Origin of the sequence: Micromonospora sp. AB353, assembly GCF_049538395.1 — a bacterium.
GTDB lineage: Bacteria > Actinomycetota > Actinomycetes > Mycobacteriales > Micromonosporaceae > Micromonospora > Micromonospora aurantiaca.
Genome location: NZ_JBMVFV010000006.1, coordinates 61,981 through 79,894 on the forward strand (window position 1 = coordinate 61,981; position 17,914 = coordinate 79,894).

At 72.9% G+C, this 17,914-nt stretch carries 22 protein-coding genes; 8 read left to right on the forward strand and 14 right to left on the reverse strand.

All coding sequences use genetic code 11. From position 1 onward, the window contains the following. Positions 1-12: 12 nt before the first annotated feature. Complete coding sequence (locus ACPCK6_RS04930) at positions 13-1,845, forward strand: NHL domain-containing thioredoxin family protein (RefSeq protein ID WP_423480447.1); 1,833 nt, start codon at positions 13-15, stop codon at positions 1,843-1,845. A 60-nt stretch (positions 1,846-1,905) separates the two neighbouring features. On the opposite strand, the gene ACPCK6_RS04935 is transcribed toward ACPCK6_RS04930, so the two are convergent. Genes ACPCK6_RS04935 through ACPCK6_RS04945 form a run of 3 tightly spaced genes read right to left on the reverse strand, consistent with a single transcriptional unit; the run spans position 1,906 to position 4,113 of the window. Continuing rightward, positions 1,906-2,655 carry a LamB/YcsF family protein gene (locus tag ACPCK6_RS04935; RefSeq protein ID WP_071097253.1) on the reverse strand — a complete coding sequence of 250 codons (750 nt, stop codon included), beginning with the start codon at positions 2,653-2,655 and terminating at the stop codon, positions 1,906-1,908. After that, on the reverse strand, positions 2,639-3,502 hold the full coding sequence (locus ACPCK6_RS04940) for a 5-oxoprolinase subunit C family protein (RefSeq protein WP_423480448.1): 864 nt from the start codon (positions 3,500-3,502) through the stop codon (positions 2,639-2,641). The genes ACPCK6_RS04935 and ACPCK6_RS04940 overlap by 17 nt, the downstream gene beginning before the upstream one ends. Next, the gene (locus ACPCK6_RS04945) at positions 3,499-4,113 is read right to left on the reverse strand and encodes a 5-oxoprolinase subunit B family protein (protein WP_396881720.1); all 615 of its coding nucleotides are present in this window, start codon (positions 4,111-4,113) and stop codon (positions 3,499-3,501) included. Before ACPCK6_RS04945 ends, ACPCK6_RS04940 begins: the two co-directional genes overlap by 4 nt. A 75-nt stretch (positions 4,114-4,188) precedes the next feature. Between ACPCK6_RS04945 and trhA the strand changes: the two genes are divergently transcribed. Next, complete coding sequence (gene trhA, locus ACPCK6_RS04950; protein ID WP_262012817.1) at positions 4,189-4,866, forward strand: PAQR family membrane homeostasis protein TrhA; 678 nt, start codon at positions 4,189-4,191, stop codon at positions 4,864-4,866. Positions 4,867-4,931: 65 nt separating this feature from the next. On the opposite strand, the gene ACPCK6_RS04955 is transcribed toward trhA, so the two are convergent. Then, entirely contained in the window at positions 4,932-5,222 is a 291-nt protein-coding gene (locus tag ACPCK6_RS04955) for a DUF6458 family protein (RefSeq protein ID WP_423480449.1), read from the reverse strand. 117 nt (positions 5,223-5,339) lie between these two features. On the opposite strand from ACPCK6_RS04955, the gene ACPCK6_RS04960 reads away from it, so the two are divergent. Next, the gene (locus ACPCK6_RS04960) at positions 5,340-5,876 is read left to right on the forward strand and encodes a SixA phosphatase family protein (RefSeq protein ID WP_423480450.1); all 537 of its coding nucleotides are present in this window, start codon (positions 5,340-5,342) and stop codon (positions 5,874-5,876) included. A gap of 10 nt (positions 5,877-5,886) precedes the next feature. On the opposite strand, the gene ACPCK6_RS04965 is transcribed toward ACPCK6_RS04960, so the two are convergent. Beyond that, positions 5,887-6,297, reverse strand: a complete 411-nt coding sequence (locus ACPCK6_RS04965; RefSeq protein WP_396881723.1) for a winged helix-turn-helix transcriptional regulator — start codon at positions 6,295-6,297, stop codon at positions 5,887-5,889. A 129-nt stretch (positions 6,298-6,426) separates the two neighbouring features. On the opposite strand from ACPCK6_RS04965, the gene ACPCK6_RS04970 reads away from it, so the two are divergent. Then, on the forward strand, positions 6,427-7,293 hold the full coding sequence (locus ACPCK6_RS04970) for an aldo/keto reductase family oxidoreductase (protein ID WP_423480451.1): 867 nt from the start codon (positions 6,427-6,429) through the stop codon (positions 7,291-7,293). A gap of 9 nt (positions 7,294-7,302) precedes the next feature. Here the strand turns inward: ACPCK6_RS04970 and ACPCK6_RS04975 are convergent, their stop codons facing one another. The 4 genes from ACPCK6_RS04975 to ACPCK6_RS04990 form a co-directional block, all read right to left on the reverse strand. Continuing rightward, positions 7,303-7,572: a DUF6458 family protein gene (locus ACPCK6_RS04975; RefSeq protein ID WP_013283345.1), complete on the reverse strand. Its 270-nt coding sequence runs from the start codon at positions 7,570-7,572 to the stop codon at positions 7,303-7,305. A 184-nt stretch (positions 7,573-7,756) separates the two neighbouring features. Beyond that, positions 7,757-9,613: an acyl-CoA dehydrogenase gene (locus ACPCK6_RS04980; protein WP_396881725.1), complete on the reverse strand. Its 1,857-nt coding sequence runs from the start codon at positions 9,611-9,613 to the stop codon at positions 7,757-7,759. Between the two features lie 116 nt (positions 9,614-9,729). Further along, positions 9,730-10,857 carry a PP2C family protein-serine/threonine phosphatase gene (locus tag ACPCK6_RS04985; RefSeq protein WP_396881726.1) on the reverse strand — a complete coding sequence of 376 codons (1,128 nt, stop codon included), beginning with the start codon at positions 10,855-10,857 and terminating at the stop codon, positions 9,730-9,732. 68 nt (positions 10,858-10,925) lie between these two features. After that, positions 10,926-11,558: a septal ring lytic transglycosylase RlpA family protein gene (locus ACPCK6_RS04990; protein ID WP_396881727.1), complete on the reverse strand. Its 633-nt coding sequence runs from the start codon at positions 11,556-11,558 to the stop codon at positions 10,926-10,928. 160 nt (positions 11,559-11,718) lie between these two features. On the opposite strand from ACPCK6_RS04990, the gene ACPCK6_RS04995 reads away from it, so the two are divergent. Together ACPCK6_RS04995 and ACPCK6_RS05000 are read left to right on the forward strand one after the other, a co-directional pair. After that, the gene (locus ACPCK6_RS04995) at positions 11,719-12,267 is read left to right on the forward strand and encodes a phosphoribosyltransferase family protein (protein ID WP_396881728.1); all 549 of its coding nucleotides are present in this window, start codon (positions 11,719-11,721) and stop codon (positions 12,265-12,267) included. Positions 12,268-12,320: 53 nt separating this feature from the next. Beyond that, positions 12,321-12,734 (forward strand): ASCH domain-containing protein, encoded by a 414-nt coding sequence (locus ACPCK6_RS05000; RefSeq protein ID WP_151500991.1) that lies wholly within the window; start codon positions 12,321-12,323, stop codon positions 12,732-12,734. On the opposite strand, the gene ACPCK6_RS05005 is transcribed toward ACPCK6_RS05000, so the two are convergent. From ACPCK6_RS05005 to ACPCK6_RS05020, 4 genes are all read right to left on the reverse strand, one after another. Continuing rightward, positions 12,731-13,642 carry an LLM class flavin-dependent oxidoreductase gene (locus tag ACPCK6_RS05005; protein WP_396881730.1) on the reverse strand — a complete coding sequence of 304 codons (912 nt, stop codon included), beginning with the start codon at positions 13,640-13,642 and terminating at the stop codon, positions 12,731-12,733. The two genes, ACPCK6_RS05000 and ACPCK6_RS05005, sit on opposite strands and share 4 nt — an antisense overlap. A gap of 21 nt (positions 13,643-13,663) precedes the next feature. Next, entirely contained in the window at positions 13,664-14,716 is a 1,053-nt protein-coding gene (locus ACPCK6_RS05010) for a MerR family transcriptional regulator (protein ID WP_423480452.1), read from the reverse strand. A gap of 76 nt (positions 14,717-14,792) precedes the next feature. Next, positions 14,793-15,359, reverse strand: coding sequence for an NUDIX hydrolase (locus tag ACPCK6_RS05015; protein WP_396881732.1), 567 nt, complete (start codon positions 15,357-15,359; stop codon positions 14,793-14,795). Between the two features lie 29 nt (positions 15,360-15,388). Beyond that, positions 15,389-16,282, reverse strand: a complete 894-nt coding sequence (locus ACPCK6_RS05020) for a LysR family transcriptional regulator (protein ID WP_423480453.1) — start codon at positions 16,280-16,282, stop codon at positions 15,389-15,391. A gap of 88 nt (positions 16,283-16,370) precedes the next feature. On the opposite strand from ACPCK6_RS05020, the gene ACPCK6_RS05025 reads away from it, so the two are divergent. Both ACPCK6_RS05025 and ACPCK6_RS05030 read left to right on the forward strand, forming a co-directional pair. Continuing rightward, positions 16,371-16,766, forward strand: coding sequence for a VOC family protein (locus ACPCK6_RS05025; RefSeq protein WP_423480454.1), 396 nt, complete (start codon positions 16,371-16,373; stop codon positions 16,764-16,766). A 9-nt stretch (positions 16,767-16,775) separates the two neighbouring features. Further along, entirely contained in the window at positions 16,776-17,282 is a 507-nt protein-coding gene (locus ACPCK6_RS05030; protein ID WP_396881734.1) for a GNAT family N-acetyltransferase, read from the forward strand. Here ACPCK6_RS05030 and ACPCK6_RS05035 read toward each other — a convergent pair. Then, positions 17,261-17,872 carry a dihydrofolate reductase family protein gene (locus ACPCK6_RS05035; RefSeq protein ID WP_423480455.1) on the reverse strand — a complete coding sequence of 204 codons (612 nt, stop codon included), beginning with the start codon at positions 17,870-17,872 and terminating at the stop codon, positions 17,261-17,263. The genes ACPCK6_RS05030 and ACPCK6_RS05035 overlap by 22 nt on opposite strands. Between the last annotated feature and the right edge of the window lie 42 nt (positions 17,873-17,914).

Sequence of the window (17,914 nt, forward strand, 5' to 3'; positions counted from 1 at the left end):
CACGATGGGGGCATGAGCGCACGCGTACGGGCACCGGAACTGCGGGGTCGGGCCTGGCTGAACACCGGCGGCAAGGCCGTCACGCTGGCCGACCTGCGCGGCAAGATCGTTCTGCTTGATTTCTGGACGTTCTGCTGCATCAACTGCCTGCACGTGCTCGACGAGCTGCGCCCGCTCGAAGACAAGTACGGCGACGTCCTGGTCGTGATCGGCGTGCACTCGCCGAAGTTCGAGCACGAGAAGGACCCGGCGGCGCTGGCCGCGGCCGTCGAGCGGTACGGCGTGCACCACCCGGTCCTCGACGACGCCGAGATGGACATGTGGCAGCAGTACGCGGCCAAGGCGTGGCCGACGCTCGCCGTGGTCGACCCCGAGGGCTACGTGGTCGCCACCATGGCCGGCGAGGGGCATGCCGAAGGGCTGGCCCGGCTGATCGACGAGCTGATCGCCGGCCACGAGACGAAGGGCACGCTGCACCGGGGCGAGGGCCCGTACGTGCCGCCGGCCGAGCCGGACACCGTGCTGCGGTTCCCCGGCAAGGCGCTGCCGCTCGACGGCGGGAACCTGCTGGTCAGCGACTCGGCCCGGCACTCGCTGGTGGAGCTGGCAGCCGACGGCGAGACGGTGGTCCGCCGCATCGGCGCCGGTTCCCGGCGTCGTACGGACGGCCCGGCCTCCGCTGCCACGTTCGCCGAGCCGCAGGGGCTCTGCCTGCTGCCGCCGCACGTGGCCGAGGTGGCCGGTTACGACGTGGTCGTCGCGGACACCGTCAACCACCTGCTGCGCGGCGTACGGCTGTCCTCCGGCGAGGTGGTCACCGTGGCCGGCACCGGGCGGCAGTGGCGCTCGACAGTCGACGACCACGCGCACGACGCCCGCGCCGTCGACCTGTCCTCCCCCTGGGACGTGGCCTGGTACGACGACCGGGTGATCGTGGCGATGGCCGGCATCCACCAGCTCTGGTGGTTCGACCCGATGAAGCGGACCGCCGGCATGTACGCCGGGACCACTGTCGAGGCGCTGCGCGACGGCCCGCTGCCGGACGTGTGGATGGCCCAGCCGTCCGGGTTGTCGGTCTCGGCCGACGGCGCCCGCCTCTGGGTGGCCGACAGCGAGACCAGCGCGATCCGGTGGGTCTCCGGCGGCGAGATGCACACCGCCGTCGGTCAGGGCCTGTTCGACTTCGGGCACGTCGACGGCCCGGCCGACCAGGCGTTGCTCCAGCACCCGCTGGGCGTGTGCGCACTGCCCGACGGTTCGGTGCTGATCGCCGACACGTACAACGGGGCGGTGCGCCGCTTCGACCCGGAGACCGGCCAGGTGGGCACCGTGGCGGACGGGCTGGCCGAGCCGAGCGACCTGGTGCTCACCGGTGAGGGCGACGTGCTGGTGGTCGAGTCGGCCGCGCACCGGCTGACCCGGCTGGCGCCGGGCGCGCTGACCTCGGCCGGCGCGAACACGGTGGACGGCCCCCGGCACCGGCTGGAGCGCAAGCCCACCGACGTGGCGGCCGGGGAGCTGACCTTGGACGTGATCTTCACGCCGGCGCCGGGGCAGAAGCTCGACGAGACGTACGGGCCGTCGACCCGGCTGGTGGTCTCGGCGTCCCCGCCGGAGCTGCTGGTCGAGGGTGCGGGCACGACCACCGACCTGTCCCGCAAGCTGGTGGTCAGCGGCGACGTGGCGCAGGGGGTGCTCCAGGTGACCGCCCAGGCGGCGACCTGTGACGCCGACGTGGAGCACGCGGCCTGCCACCTGACGCGGCAGGACTGGGGCGTGCCGGTCCGGGTGGTCACCGGTGGCGCGACCCGTGTGCCGCTGGTCCTGCGCGGGATGGACGCCTGACGGTACGTGTTAAGAAGGGCCCCTTCCTCTACCGGAGGCGCTAAGAGGGGGCCCTTCCTTTCACGCGAACGGGGTGAGCGTGACACCCGCGTCGATGAGCGCGGCCCGTACCAGCTCCGCGCACCGCACCGCACCCGGCGTGTCCCCGTGCAGGCAGATCGACTCGACCGGGGCGGGGATCACCGTCCCGTCGACGGCGACCAGCGTGCGCTCGACGGCCATCCGTACCGCGCGGACGGCGACCTGCTCCGGGTCGGTCACCAGCGCGTCCGGTGAGCTGCGCGGCACGAGCGTGCCGTTGGGGAGGTAGTTGCGGTCGGCGAAGCCCTCGGCCACCACCCGCAGCCCGGCGCCCGCAGCGAGTTGGGCCAGCACCGTGCCGGGCTGGCAGAGCACCGGCAGCTCGTGGTCGTATCCGCTGATCGCGGCCACCAGCGCGGCGGCCTGGCCCTCGTCGCGGGCTGCCGCGTGGTAGAGCGCGCCGTGCGGTTTGAGGTAACGGACCCGGGTGCGGTACAGGCGGCAGAACGCGTCGAGCGCCCCGAGCTGGTAGATCGTCTCGTCGCGTAGTTCGGCGAAGTCGTACGCGATGTGCCGCCGGCCGAAGCCGGCGAGGTCCCGGTAGCCGACCTGCGCGCCCACCGCGACGCCGCGTTCGGCGGCGCCGGCGCAGACCCGGTGCATGGTGGCCGCGTCACCGGCGTGGAAGCCGCAGGCGACGTTCGCGGAGCTGATCAGGTCGAGCAGCGCGTGGTCGTCGCCGAGCCGCCAGCTTCCGAATCCCTCGCCCAGGTCAGCGTTGAGGTCCATGGAACGTCACCGTAGTGCCTGGCCGGGCCTGGGCGAGCGCTGTCACGTCGTCCACCACTCCGATGACCGGGTACCCGCCGGTGGTGGGGTGGTCGGCCAGGAAGACGAGCGGCCGGCCGTCCGGCGGCACCTGCACCGCGCCGAGCACCAGGCCCTCGCTGGGGAGTTCGCCGGGCACCGCGCGGGTCAGCGCCGCGCCGGCCAGCCGCGCGCCGACCCGGTTGCTGTCCGGGCTCACCGTGTACGCGGCGCGGCACAGCAGGTCGAGCGCCTCGGGGGTGAACCAGTCCTGCCGGGGGCCGGGGCGCACGCTCAGCCGCAGCTCGTCCGGGACCGGCCTGGTGACGGCGAGGTCGACGGGTGCGGGTGGGCCGGCCGGGGTGCCGAGCGGCAGCCGGTCCCCGTCGCGTAGCGGCGGCGGTCCGAGGCCGGAGAGCGTGTCGGTGGCGCGGCTGCCGAGCACCGGCTCGACGGCGATCCCACCGCTGACCGCCAGCCAGGTCCGTACCCCGGCGCGGGCCGGTCCGACGCGCAGCACCGCACCCGCCGGGAGCGAGAGCGGCCGTCCCACGTCCCCCGGCCGGAGGTCCCCGGTCCGCCACTCGACGACCACGTCGGCCGGGGCGCCGGTGAGGGCGACGGCCACGGCCCGGGTGAAGCGCAGCGCGCAGCCGGTCATGGTGATCTCCAGCCCGGCGGCGTCCTCGTCGTTGCCGGCGAGCCGGTTGGCCAGGCGCAGGGCGGCCGGGTCGAGCGCGCCGGAGCGGGGTACGCCGAGGTGCGCCCACCCGGGCCGCCCTTGGTCCTGGACGGTGGTGAGCGCCCCGGCCCGCAGCACCTCGATCATGGCGCGTCAACCAGCCGGACGTGGGTGCCGGGGGTGAGCCGGGCGGGCGGGTCGGCGTGCACGTCGAACAGCGGCAGGTCGGTGCGACCCACGAGCAGCCAGCCACCGGGTGACGCGGCGGGGTAGATGCCCGCGTACGGGCCGGCGAGCGCGACCGAGCCGGCCGGCACCCGGGTACGGGGCGTGGCGAGCCGGGGCACCGCCAGCTCGGGCGGCAGCCCGGTCAGGTACGCGAACCCCGGCGCGAACCCGCAGAACGCCACCCGGAACTCGGTACGCCGCAGCCGGTCCACGACGGCGGGCACGTCCACCTGCCAGTGGTCGGCGACTCGCGGGAGATCCTCGCCGTCGTACACGACTGGCACCCGGACCTCGGCGGTGGTCGCGCCGGAGGCGGCGGTCCGGGGGTGCCAGGCGGCGATCCGGGCGGCTGCCGCCTGCGGGTCCGGTACGCCGTCGAGCAGCACGGTGACCGCGCCGGGGACGATCTCGGTGGCGGTCAGCTCGCCCGCCTCGCGCCGGTGCCACAGCTCGGCCCGCCACGCCTGTGCCTGCTCCGCGTCGTCGCAGTCGAGGAGCAGGGCGTACGCCCCGACCGGCCGGATCAGCATCCGGTCATCCTCCCGCCGGGTGAGGTGACGGTCCACACTACTTGCAAGTAACCTACGCCGTCGTAACCTATTGAGGTGACGACCTCCGCACCGCTCCGGCTCCGGCCGGCCGACATCGGGAAGCCGCGCATGCGCGGCTGGCTGCACGCTTACGCGTTCTTCGCCGCTCTCGTCTGCGGCATCGTGCTGTGTTCGATCGCCGCCGGTCGTCCCGGCTGGGCGCCGCTGGTGAGCTGCCTGATCTACAGCTTCACCGTGTGCGGGCTGTTCGGCACCAGCGCGCTCTACCACCGGCGGGTCTGGTCCGAACGCGGCTACCAGATCATGCGCCGGATGGACCACTCGATGATCTTCGTGTTCATCGCCGGCACCTACACACCGTTCTGCGCGCTGCTGCTGGACACCCGGCAGGCCACGATCATGCTGAGCCTGGTCTGGGGCGGCGCGATCGCGGGCGTGGCGGTGAAGCTGATCTGGCCGCACGCGCCGCGCTGGGTCTCCGCCCCGCTCTACCTGGCGCTCGGCTGGGTAGCGGTGGCCATGCTGCCGCAGATCCTGCACTCCGGTGGCGTGACCGCGCTGGTGCTGCTGAGCGTGGGCGGCGCGATCTACAGCGTCGGCGCGGTGTTCTACGCGCTGCGCCGGCCGAACCCGTGGCCCACCGTCTTCGGCCACCACGAGTTCTTCCACGCCTGCACGCTCGTCGCGGCGATCTGCCACCACATCGCGATCTACTTCGCGCTGTTCGCCTGACCCGGGCGGACCCCGGACATGCGCGAGGGCCCCGCACCGTTGCGGGGCCCTCGGGTTCTCGGGGGTCAGGCCGGGTAGCCCGAGCCCGGACGGCGCACCTCGCGGTACTCCTCGCGCACGACGCGGTCGCCGCGCACCGGCACCACCGGCTCGGCGACGACCTGCTCGCGTACCGGAGCGGCCACCACACGGCGGCGGCTGTTCCAGAAGTAGAGCGTGGTGAGCAGGCCGGCGACGCCGGCGAGCATGAGCACCCAGCCCACCACGTTGAGGTTCAGCCATCCGAGATCGGCGTCGACGGCGAACGCGAAGATCGCGCCGAGCGCGATGAGGAAGATGCTGGCACCGATGCCCATGACGTCGCCTCCTTGGCGTCCTGCTGGCGTTTCCTGCCCGCCGCGGCCATGGATGAGGTAGCGGCACACATCGACATACCCAGGCGCTTTGATCGTCAATCAGGCAAGCTGGGCGGTATGACGGACGGCAGGAACGGGCAGCGGACGCTGGTGCTGCTGCGGCACGCCAAGGCCGAGCAGTCCGCGGACGGCCCGGACGCGGAGCGGTCGCTCACCGCGCGGGGGCACGCCGACGCCGCCACCGCGGGCGCGTGGCTGGCCCGGCATGCGCTGCTCCCCGACGTGGTCCTCTGCTCGCCCGCCCGGCGCACCCGGCAGACCTGGCACGACGTGGCGATGGGCATGACCGGCTCGCCGCCCGAGGGCGGCCCGGCAGGTTCGCGCCCGGCGGTGCGATACGAGGCGACCGCGTACGACGCGCACCCGGACCAGTTGCTGGAGTTGCTGCGGACGGTCGAGCCGACGGCCGGCACGGTGCTGCTCGTGGCGCACAACCCCGGTGTCTCGCTGCTCTCGGCGCTGCTCGACCCGCAGCGGGCCGACCCGGACGGTCTGCGTACCACCGATCTCGTGGTGCACCGGCCGACGACCCGGTGGGCCGACCTCGCGCCGGGGAATGCGCCGATCACCGGCCGCCATACCGCGCGCGCCTGAGCGGCCGGGCTCAGCCGGCGCGGGTGTCGTACGCCGCCCGGTTGGCGAGCACGTCGTCCATGTGCGCCTCCGCCCAGGACTTCAAGCCGCGGATCATCTCGTGCAGGGAGTACCCGAGGTCGGTCAGCTCGTAGGTGACCGTCACCGGCACCGTCGGCTCCACGGTGCGGGTGATCATGCCGTCGCGTTCCAGGGCGCGCAGCGTCTGGGTGAGCATCTTCTGGCTGACCCCGGGGAGCGTGCGGAACAGCTCGGAGTACCGCCTCGGCCGCGGGTCACCCGCGCAGTCCGCCCCGAACCGGTGCGAGCCGTCGCTGCGCAACGCGGCCAGCACCAGCGTGACCCACTTGTCGGTGATCCGGTCGAGCAGTTGCCGGCTCGGGCACCCGGCCAGGAACGCGTCGTACTCCGCCTTGCTCATCCCTGCTCCTGCCACCGGTGAGCTACGCACTTTCAGGTGCCTACTTCCCACCAGAAAGTAACACCCCGATAGTGGAAACCGGTGCCGCGACCCGGCGGCGCCACGGTACGGACGACGAGAGGTACACGCATGGCTCCCACCACCCTTCCCGGCGGCACCTGGACGCTGGGAGACCTGACCGTCAACCGGTTCGGCTACGGCGCGATGCAGCTCGCCGGCCAGTGGGTCATGGGACCACCAGCCGACCACGACGGCGCCCTGACGGTGCTGCGCGAGGCGGTCGCGCTCGGCATCACCCACATCGACACCAGCGCGGCGTACGGGCCGTACGTCACCAACCGGCTGATCCGGGAGGCGCTGCACCCGTACCCGGAGTCGCTGCACATCGTCACGAAGGTCGGCGCGGACCGGGACGAGCAGGGCCGCTGGCCCACCGCCCGGGATCCGGAGAGCCTGCGGCGACAGGTGCGGGAGAACCTGGAGACGCTCGGCGTGGACGCGCTCGGCGTGGTCAACCTGCGGCTCGGCGACGCCACGGGCCCGCAGCCCGGGTCGCTCGCCGAGGCGCTGGAGACGCTCGCCGCGCTTCGGCAGGAGGGCCTGATCCGCCACCTGGGCCTGAGCAACGTGACGCCGGAACAGGTGGCCGAGGCGCAGGCGATCGCGCCGATCGTCTGCGTGCAGAACCAGTACAACCTGGCCCACCGCAGCGACGACGACCTGATCGACGAGCTGGCCCGGCAGGGCGTCGCCTACGTGCCGTTCTTCCCGCTCGGCGGGTTCACCCCGGTGCAGTCCTCGGCGTTGTCGGCGGTCGCCGGACGCCTGGGGGCGACGCCGATGGGCGTCGCCCTGGCCTGGCTGCTGCGGCGCTCGCCGAACATCCTGCTGATCCCCGGCACCAAGTCCGTCGCGCACCTGCGCGAGAACGTCGCCGGCGCCGGGCTGGCCCTCTCCGGCGACGACCTCGCCGAGCTGGACCGGATCGGCGACTGAGACGCGGCGTCAGGACGGCGGTGCCGTCGGCGGCGGCGGGTCGGGCGGCGGCGGCATCATCGCTGTCGGATGCGAGAGCCGGTTCTCCTCCACGATGAGCGTGCGGGCCCGCTTGCGGCGGTCCTGCCAGAACCACAGCGTGGTCAGCAGGACGCCCAGCCCGGCCAGGATGAACACCCAGCCGACCGCGCGCAGGTCGATCCACCAGACGTTGGCCCGGATGGCGAAGGTCATGATCGCGCCGAGCGCGATGAGAAAGATGGCGCTACCAATGCCCATGTGCGCTGCACTCCCCCGTGCGATGGCCTTGGGCGTACTCGGTCGTGGTCCGCGACGGTTACCCGCCACCGGGCCGCCTATCCACCCGGGCCGCGCGCACGACGACGGCCGGCGGGCTGGTGCCCGCCGGCCGTCGTCATGAGGGGGAGAGTGACGTTTCAGGGGTGAAAGCCCCCGGAAGGGCTCAGAAAGCCTCCTCCGGGAGGTCCATGATCTCCAGGTCGGCGCCCTCGATGATCCGCCGGTCGGCGCCGATGCGGGGCAGCACCTCGCGGGCGAAGAACCGGGCGGCGGCGACCTTGCCGGTGTAGAAGGACTTGTCGGCAGCGGAGACCTCGCCGGCCAGCGCCTTCAGCGCCACGTCCGCCTGCTTCTGCAGCAGCCAGCCGACCACCAGGTCGCCGATCGCCAGCAGGAACCGGCGGCTGCTCAGGCCGACCTTGTAGAGCGCGCGGGTGTCGCCGCCCTGGGCCTCGCCCAGCCAGCCGGTCATCACACCGAGGATGTTCTGGATCTCGGCGAGCGCCTTGCCGAGCGCCTGACGCTCCTCCTTGAGCTGGCCGTTGCCGGCCTCGGAGGCGATGTGCTCCTGGATCTCGGCGGCGACAGCCATCAGGGCCTTGCCGTTGTCCCGGACGATCTTCCGGAAGATCAGGTCGAGGCTCTGGATCGCGGTGGTGCCCTCGTACAGGGTGTCGATCTTGGCGTCCCGGACGTACTGCTCCAGCGGGTAGTCCTGGAGGAAGCCGGAGCCGCCGTACGTCTGGAGCGACTCGTGACCGAGCAGCTCGTACGCCCGCTCCGAACCGACGCCCTTGACCAGCGGCAGCAGCAGGTCGTTCACCCGCTTCGCCAGCTTGGTGGCCTTCTCGTCACCGGCCGCCTCGGCGATCGCGACCTTGTCCTGCCAGCTCGCGGTGTAGCAGACCAGCGCGCGCAGGCCCTCGGCGTACGACTTCTGCAGCAGCAGCGAGCGGCGCACGTCCGGGTGGTGGGTGATGGTCACCCGCGGGGCGGTCTTGTCGGTCATCTGGGTGAGGTCGGCGCCCTGCACCCGGTTCTTGGCGTACTCCAGGGCGTTGAGGTAGCCGGTGGAGAGCGTGGCGATCGCCTTGGTGCCGACCAGCATCCGGGCGTACTCGATGATCATGAACATCTGGCGGATGCCGTCGTGCTTCTCGCCCAGCAGCCAGCCCTTGGCCGGTACGCCGTGCTCGCCGAAGGTCACCTCGCAGGTGTTCGAGACCTTCAGGCCCATCTTGTGCTCGACGTTCGTGGCGTAGACGCCGTTGCGCTCGCCCAGCTCGCCGGTCTCGGCGTCGAAGTGGAACTTCGGCACGACGAACAGCGACAGGCCCTTGGTGCCCGGGCCGCCGACGCCCTCGACGCCGACCGGACGGGCCAGCACGTAGTGGACGATGTTGTCGCTCAGGTCGTGCTCACCGGAGGTGATGAAGCGCTTCACGCCCTCGATGTGCCACGAGCCGTCCGGCTGCTGGATCGCGCGGGTACGGCCGGCGCCCACGTCGGAGCCGGCGTCCGGCTCGGTGAGGACCATGGTCGAGCCCCACTGCTTGTCGATGAACAGCCGGGCCCACTTCTTCTGCTCCTCGGTGCCCTCGACGTGCAGCACGTGGGCGAAGGACGGGCCGGAGGCGTACATCCAGATCGGGGCGTTGGCGCCGAGCACCAGCTCGGCGAGCGACCACCAGAGGGCGCGCGGGGCGTTGGTACCGCCCAGGGACTCCGGCAGGTCGAGGCGCCAGAACTCGGAGTCCATGAACGCCTTGTACGACTTCTTGAACGACTCCGGCAGCGGCGCGGTGAACGTCGCCGGGTCGAAGACCGGCGGGTTGCGGTCGCTGTCCGTGTAGCTGGCAGCCAGGTCCTCGCGGGCGAGGCGGTCGACCTCGCCGAGGAAGCTGCGGGCGGTGTCGACGTCCAGGTCCGTGAACGGGGCCTGGCCGAGCGTCCGGTCCGCCCCGAATACCTCGAACAGGTTGAACTCGAGGTCCCGCACGTTGCTCTTGTAGTGGGTCATGCTCGCTGGCCCCGCTTCCGGACAGGTGTTACCGATCAGTAACTCCAGACTGTATTACTCGCCGGTAGGCAACGACAAGCCGATCTCGGAAGTGACAGCGATTACACACTTCCCGTTCATCCGTCGGCGGCGCCGACCTCCCAGCTCGGAACCGGGGTGGCGGTGGTGCTGCGCGGGCCGACGTACTCCATCAGGACCAGCGCGATGTCGTCGTCGAGCCGGCCGTGCACCCACTCGACCAGTGCGGTCTCCAGCGAGGCCAGCCCGTCCGCGACGGTGCCGTGGCCGAGCAGCCGCCAGGCCCGGTCGGCGGTGGGGAAGAACTCGCCGTCCCGGCGCGCCTCGCCCAGCCCGTCGGTGAACAGCAGCAGCCGGTCGCCCGGCTCCAGCCGCTCCACCCGGGGCCGGACCACGGGCATGAAACCGAGCGGCGGCGCGGGCGCGGGCGGCTCCAGCGGGATCACCGCGCCCCGGCGCAGCAGCAACGGTGGCGGGTGCCCGCAGTTGACGATGGTGAGCGTGCCGCCGCGCTCCTCGACCAGGGCCGCCGTGACGAAGTCCTCGTCGCCCACGTTGCGGGCCACCGCTCGGTCCAGGTCGGTCACCACCGCGCGCAGGTCGGCCCGCTCGTACGCGACGTGCCGGTAGGAACCGAGCACGATGCTGGCCAGGCGGACCGCGTCCAGCCCCTTGCCCCGTACGTCACCGATGATCATGCGAACGCCGTACGGGGTGTCCATCACCTCGTACAGGTCGCCGCCGATCTCGGCCGTCGCGGTGGAGGAGATGTACCGGGCGGCCACCGCCAGCGTGCCGACCTGCGGGCCGAGCGGTCGCAGCACCGCCTGCTGGGCGACCGAGGCGAGCCGGGACAGCTCCGTGATCCGGTCCGCCTGGCGCTGGCGTACCGCCGCCGTCGCCGCCGCGATCGCGGTGGCCACGCCGACCGCTGTCACATTGACGACTGTCACCAGCGGGCTGCCCCGTTCGGCGACGGCGAAGCCGATCCCGATCGCGGTGGCGAGGCCGCCCACCGCGAGCACCACCCGCCAGGACGCCAGTGCCGCCGCGAGGAACGGCGCGACGACCATCAGCGCCAGGTAGTGCGCCGGACGGCCGTCGGCCAGCTCCACCGCGACCACGATCGCGAGCAGCGCAAGGGCCGCGCCGAGACCGGCGCGGGATCCGGGACTCAGCGGGCCTCGGCCCGGCTGGAAGGGTTGCGTGCGTACATCGGACAGCATGCCTGATGGACGTGAACGGGAGAATGAACCTGGCCCGTCGGTCGTGGAAGTTCTGCCCGAGTGGCCGGTCAGCCGAGCACCTCGTACCGGACGTTCACGTGACCGAGGCTCGTGGCGGCGATGGTCGCGAACGCGGCGCGGGACAGATCCAGGCACCGGCCGTCGATGAACGGGCCACGGTCGTTGATCCGCACCACCACCGACTTGCCGTTTGCCGGGTTGGTCACCCGGACCTTGGTGTTGAACGGCAGCGTCTTGTGCGCGGCGGTGAGCGCGTCCGGGTTGAACGTCTCGCCGTTCGCCGTCATCTGGCCCTCAGCGTAGAAGGAGGCGCCGCAGGAGCCGCTGTCCACGACCTTCGGGCTGCTCGTCTTCTTCGCCGTCGGCGACGGGGAGGCGGTCCGGGCCTTGCTCCGGGAGGCCGCCTGGGTGCGGCTCGACTTCGGGCTCGGGGTGGCCTTCGGCGACGGGCTGAGGCTCGCGCTCGGCGAGGCGGACGCGCTCGGCGAGGGGGCGACCGACGTGGGGGCGGGCGTGCTGGGCAGCGTCTCGACCACGGCCGGCTCGGCGGGCGGCTCGGCGGAGGTGAGCCGCACCGCGCCGACGGTACCGCCGACCGCGAGCGCCACACCGACCGCCGCGGTGGCGGCGATGGCCGCGGGCGAGGAGAACTTGCGGGTACGAAGGTGCCTAGCAGCCACCAGCCCGGTCCTTTCGTCAACTGAACAAACCGGCCCGGACCGTAACGAGAGAAGCACTTCCGAAGTCAACGTGATCATGGTGCTATGCCCGCATTTACCCTGGTACGTGTAGCCGATCACGCCACAGTCGATCGGCCGAACGGCCCACCGATCCGCCAGGATGGAAGACGTGCTGAGTCGTCGCCTGGTCGAGCTGTTCGGGTGGATCGACCCCGGCCCGGGCAGCACCCACCTGGTCAGCGACATCTCCGGCTGGTGGCGTGACCCCGAGGTGCTGGCCCAGGTCGGGCCGGCGGTGGCCGGGCTGTTCCCCGAGGATCGCCCGACCGTCGTGATCGCCCCCGAGGTGACCGGGCTGCTGCTCGGTCCGCTCGTCGCGGTCGCCGCCGGCGCCGGTTTCCTGCCCGCGTACAAGGACGGCGGCGAACGGCGGCGGGCCGGGCCGACGCGCTGGGCGCAGACACCCCCCGACTACCGGGGCCGGCGGCTGCGGGTCGGCGTGGACGGCCGCCGGATCGGCACCGGCGACCGGGTGCTGCTGGTCGACGACTGGGTCGACACCGGCGCCCAGCTCGACGCGCTCAGCCGGGTCGTCCGGGACGCCGGGGCCGACCTGATCGGCGCCGCCACGCTCGTCGCGACCTGCCCGCCCGAGGTCGCCGCGCGGCTCAGGCTGCGCGCCCTGCTCACCGGCGACCAACTGCCGTGAGACGCCGCGAAACCGGATGAGCGACGGCGGTACGGTGCCGTAGCGTCGGCAGCATGTGGCCCCGCATCGGTGGATTGCGCGCACTCGCCCTCGGCACACCCGGCGAGCTGCGCACCCGGCTCAACACCCTCGTGCTCTCCGGCGTGAAGACCGCCACCGCCGGCCTCGTGCAGGAGTACGACGACGAGAACGAGGAACTGGAGTACGTCGGCGAGCGACTGGTCCTGGTCGACGACAACGACGCGCTCGTCGGCGTCGTGGAGGTCACCGGCGTCGAGGTGGTGCGCTTCGCGGACGTGCCGTGGGACTTCGCCCGCGCGGAGGGCGAGGGCGACCGGTCGATCGAGGAGTGGCGCGAGGGCCACGGCGCCTACTGGGCCCGGCAGGGCACCCCGGTCACCGACGACACCCGGATCGTCTGCCTCCGGTTCCGGCTGGTCTCCACCGAGGGCAGCGTCGGCACCTAGCCGGCCCGGCGCAGCTCCGGCAGCAGCGCCGCCGCCTCCAGCAGCACCGCCTCGTCACCCGCGTACCAGCTGCTGGCCCGGGGCCAGTGCGTCACCACGTCGGTGAAGCCCAGCCGGGCCGCCCGGGCCACCTGCTCGGCGAAGAAGTCGGCGCTGGTCAGCGAGAACACCGGCGCCGAGTCGAGCGACAGGTAGCGGTCGAGCGTCGCCGGGTCACGGCCGGCCTCCTCCAGCGTCCGCGTCATCCGCTCGGACAGCTCCGTCACCGTGCCCCACCACGCCTCGACGTCGTCGCCGCCGAGCCCGGTGGTGACCCAGCCCTGCCCGAACCGGGCGACCAGCCGCATCGAGCGGGGACCGTTCGCGGCCATCACGAACGGCACCCGGGGCTGCTGCACGCACCCGGGGTTGTTGCGCGCGTCCACGGCGGTGAACCACTCCCCGCGCCAGGTCGTGCCGTCCTCCCGCAGGATCAGGTCGAGCAGCTCGGTGAACTCGGCGAACCGGTCCACGCGCTGCCGGGGCGGCAGCGTCTCGCCGCCGAGCACCGCCGAGTCGAAGCCGATGCCGCCGGCGCCCAGGCCGAGCAGCACCCGGCCGTCCGACACGTCGTCGAGCGCGGTCACCTGCCTGGCGAACGCCGCCGGGTGCCGGAAGTTCGGCGACGCCACGAGCGTGCCGAGCTTCACCCGGGACGTCACGCCGGCCGCCGCGGTCAGCGTCGTCCACGAGTCGAACCACGGCCCGTCGACCAGGTCACGCCAGCCCAGGTGGTCGTAGGTCCAGGCGTGGTCGAAGCCCCACTCGTCCACCTGTGCCCACCGCCGGCGTGCTTCCGACCAGCGCTGGTCGGGCAGGATCACGATGCCGATTCGCATGCCCGCCAGGGTACGACCCGGGCCGGACATCCCGGCCCGGGTCGCGGGGGATCAGGCCGCCAGGTCGGCGACCACGCAGGCGATGTTGTCCGGCGCACCGGCCGCGTACGCCAGCTCGACCAGACGCTCGACGGCGGCCGCCGGATCGTCCGCCTCGGCCAGCGCGGCGTGCAGCGCGCCCGGATCCACCACGGCGGAGAGGCCGTCGGAGCAGAGCAGGTAGCGGTCGCCGGGCAGCGCGGTCCGCAGCGCCAGGTCCGCCTCCACCTCCGCGCCCGCGCCGAGCGCCCGGGCCAGCAGCGCCCGCTGCGGATGCGATCCCGCCTCGGCCGGGGTGAGCCGTCCCTGGTCGACGAGCGTCTGCACGTACGTGTGGTCCTGGGTGAGCCGGGACAGCTCGCCGCCGCGCAGCAGGTACGCCCGGCTGTCCCCGACGTGCACCAGCGCGAGCCGGGTGCCGCGCCGCACCAGCGCGGTGAGCGTGGTGGCGGGCTGGTCGGCGTCGGTGGCGTGCGTGCGTACCGCCCGGTCGGCCCGGGTCACCGCGTCGGCCAGCGCGCCGAGCAGATCGGCCTCCGGCGTGTCCGCCTGCTCCAACGGCCGCAGCGCGTCCACCGCCTCCGCGCTGGCGGTGGACCCGGCCGGACCGCGCACGCCGTCGGCGACCGCGAGCAGCGTGGCGCTCGCGTACGCGGTGTCCTCGTTGGAATCGCGGACCGTGCCGGTCTCGCAGCGCGTCGCGTACCGGAAGGTGGTCTCGGACATGGTGGTACCCCTTTCGCTGAGCCTGCCGACGAGGAGCGCGACGGTCCGGCCGCGCGCCGCGGTGTCCGCGCTGACCCGCCGCCACCAGGCGTCGAGCGCTTCGGCGGCGGCAGCGGGCGGAAGGCCGCAGACGGTACGGATCTCGGCCAGCGGCATTCCGGCCCGGCGCAGCCCGGCGATCAGCCGTGCCCGGTCCGCCTGCTCCGGCGCGTAGTAGCGGTAGCCCGAGTGCGGGTCCACCGCAGCCGGGGGCAGCAGCCCGCAGTCGTCGTAGATGCGCAGCGCCTTGGCGCTCAGGCCGGTCGCCCGGGCGAACGCGCCGATGGTCAGCAGTCGCACCGTGCCTCCCTCGCGCTCCTCGTGCCGGTCACCGCGACCGGCACCGATCACGCTGGGCCTTGCCGCAGGGGACGGGTCAAGGCGTCGTAGCCGCCAGTTTGGCGAGCATCCGGCCCAGATGCGGCTCGACCGTGCCGGCCGGTGCCTCGTTCACCTCGGCCGGCGTCCACCAGCGGATGCCGGCGAACTCCACCGGATCGGGCGTGAACCGCCGGCCACGGTCGGCGGACAGCACGTACCAGAGGCTCACGTCGGTGTGCCGGTGCTCGGGCGGGCCGACCGTCTCGGTGACGGTGAGGAACGCCGGGCGCTCACCGAACGGCGGCGCGAAGACCGCCGACACGCCCAGTTCCTCCCGCAGCTCGCGGCGCACCGTGTCGGCCGGGTGCTCGCCGGGCTCGACGTGCCCGCCGCTGGGCAGCCACATGCCGGCGAGGCGGTGGTCGACAAGCAGCACCGCGCCGTCGGCCGGGTCGCGGAGCAGGAAGTACGCGACCAGGTGCGGCGACGGCGTACGCGGCTTGGCCCGGCGGAAGATGTCCTCCGTGCCGGCCAGCCACGTCAGCGCCGCCTCCCGGTGCCGCACCTCCAGTTCGTCCCCCGGTGGCAGTTCCTCGACCAGTGCCCGGATCTCGTCCCGCATCCCGCCGATGCTGCCAGCCGGGTACGACGTCACTCCGGCGGCAGCGGGTTGGCGTCGGCAGCAGCGCGGACGAACTCGCGTACCCGGGTGGTGGTGTTCCCGGCCGGCCACACCGGACCGCGACAGATCGGCGGCGCGTCGTGGATCGGCACGTAGGCCACGTCCGGGCGGGCGTGGAACTGCCGGGCCTGCTCACCCACCGGCAGCACCCCGCGCCCCAGCGCGACGAGCGCCAGCATCTCGGAGAAGCTGCCGCCCACCGGGCCCTTCGGCACCGGACGGCCGGACGGGGTGCGGTCCGGCGTGCGGTCCTGCTTGAACGCGGCCGAGGTCACCGCCGGGTACTGCACCACCGGATGGTCGCCCAGCACCTCCAGCGACACCGACGCCTCGGCCGCGAGCGGATGGCCCGCGGCCACCGCGAGCACCCGGCGCTCGCGCAGCAGCACCGGGCCGTTCGCCATGCCGTCGAAGGGGTACGAGGCGATCAACACGTCGATCGTGCCGTCCCGCAGGCTCGACCGGGTGCTGGCCAGCGGTGCCTCGTGCACGTGCACCTCGCAGTCCGGATGGCGCTCGGTGAACAGGGCCACCGCGCGCAGCAGCACCGGAGCTGTCGACTCACCCACGTACGCCACCCGCAGCTCGCCGGTGAGCCCGCGCCCGGCGTCGACGGCCCGCTGCACCGCCGCCTCGATGCCGGCCACCAACGGGCGCATCTCGTCGGCCAGGCGGGCACCGATCGGGGTGAGCCGGACGACCCGGCTGGTGCGCTCGAACAGCGGCGCGCCGATGCGGCGTTCCAGCTTGCGCACCACGTGGCTGACCCGGCCGGTGCTCACCCGCAGCCGCTCGGCGGTCCGCCCGAAGTGCAGTTCCTCGGCCAGGGTCAGGAACGTCTCGACCTCGTACCGCTCCAGCACCGGAGCACCTCCGTCGTTGCCTGCGGGTAAACGATCGTAGTCCGGATCGGGGTTGGTCCGGACGGCGCGCCGGACCAGGGTTGACGTCATGCACAACCATCTCGTGACGGTGACCGGTTTCGACCACCTCGTCCTCTCGGTGAGCGACGTCGAGCGTTCCCTCGACTTCTACTGCGGCACGCTCGGCCTGGCCCCGGTGCGGGTCGACAGGTGGCGGGCCGGTGAGGTGACCTTTCCGTCCGTACGCGTCGACGCCGGCACCATCATCGACCTTCTACGCGGCGGCCCGGACCAGTCCAACGTGGATCACTTCTGCCTGGTGGTGGAGCCGGTCGACTGGCAGCGGGTGGTCGACTCCGGGGTGTTCACCGTGCTGACCGGCCCGGTCCCGCGGTTCGGGGCACGGGGCACCGGCACCTCGATCTACGTCAGCGACCCGGACGGCAACACAATCGAACTGCGCTGCTACCCGGCCGACGCCTAGCCTGGGCCGATGCCGGAGCTGCAACGACTCGCCGCCCACCACGCACCCGCCGTGCTGCGGTTCGAGCGGGAGAACCGGGCCTACTTCGCCCGGTACGTCCCCGACCGGGGCGACGACTTCTTCACCGGATACGCCGCCCGGCACGCGGCCCTGCTGGATGAGCAGGAACGCGGCACCTGCCACTTCCACGTGCTGGTCGGCGACCACGGCGCCGTGCTCGGACGGTTCAACCTGGTCGACGTCGCAGGCGGCAGCGCCGAGCTGGGCTACCGGGTGGCCGAACGCGCCGCCGGGCGCGGGCTCGCGAGTGAAGGCGTACGGCGCGTCTGCGAACTGGCCCGCACCGAGTACGGGCTGCGCCGGCTGGTCGCCTCGGCGGCGCTGGCGAACCCGGCCTCGCTGGCGGTGCTCAAGCGCGCCGGTTTCGTGCCGGATCATCGGGTGGAGCTGGACGGGGAGCCCGGCCTGCGGCACGTGCTCGACCTCGGCGCGCCCTACGCCGCCGCGTCCCCGTAGGTGGGCGCTCCGGCCGGCTCGTACGTCAGTTGCAGCGTGCCGTGGGCGTGGGTGACCGACTCGGTGAGCCGCAACGCGCTCGGCACCGTCCCCTCGCCGAACAGGCGCTTGCCGGTGCCGAGCACCACCGGGTACACCCACAGGTTGAGCCGGTCGACCAGGCCGGGGCGCAGCAGCGACTGCACCAGGTCCAGGCTGCCGATCACGTGCACCTCGTCGTGGCGGGCCTTCATCTCGGTGACGCGCTCGGCGAGGTCACCGGACACCAGCGACGAGTTCGCCCAGGCCAGCGGCTCGGTGAGAGTGCGGCTGGCCACGTACTTCGGCACGCCGTTCAGCAGGCCGGTGAAGGGGATGTCCGCTGGCGCCTTCGGCCAGAATCCGGCGAAGATGTCGTACGTCTTGCGGCCCAGCAGCAGCGCGTCCATGCTGCTGGCCTGCTGGAACATCACCGCGCCGGACTTGTCGTCGAGCAGCGGCATCTGCCAGCCGCCGTGGTTGAAGCCGCCCTCGCGGTCCTCGTCGGGCTCGCCGGGCGCCTGCGCCACGCCGTCGAGGGTCAGGAACTCGGTCACGATCAGCTTGCCCATGGGTCCGCTCCTCCGGTTTGCGCTCGTCCCCCGTCAGACCCG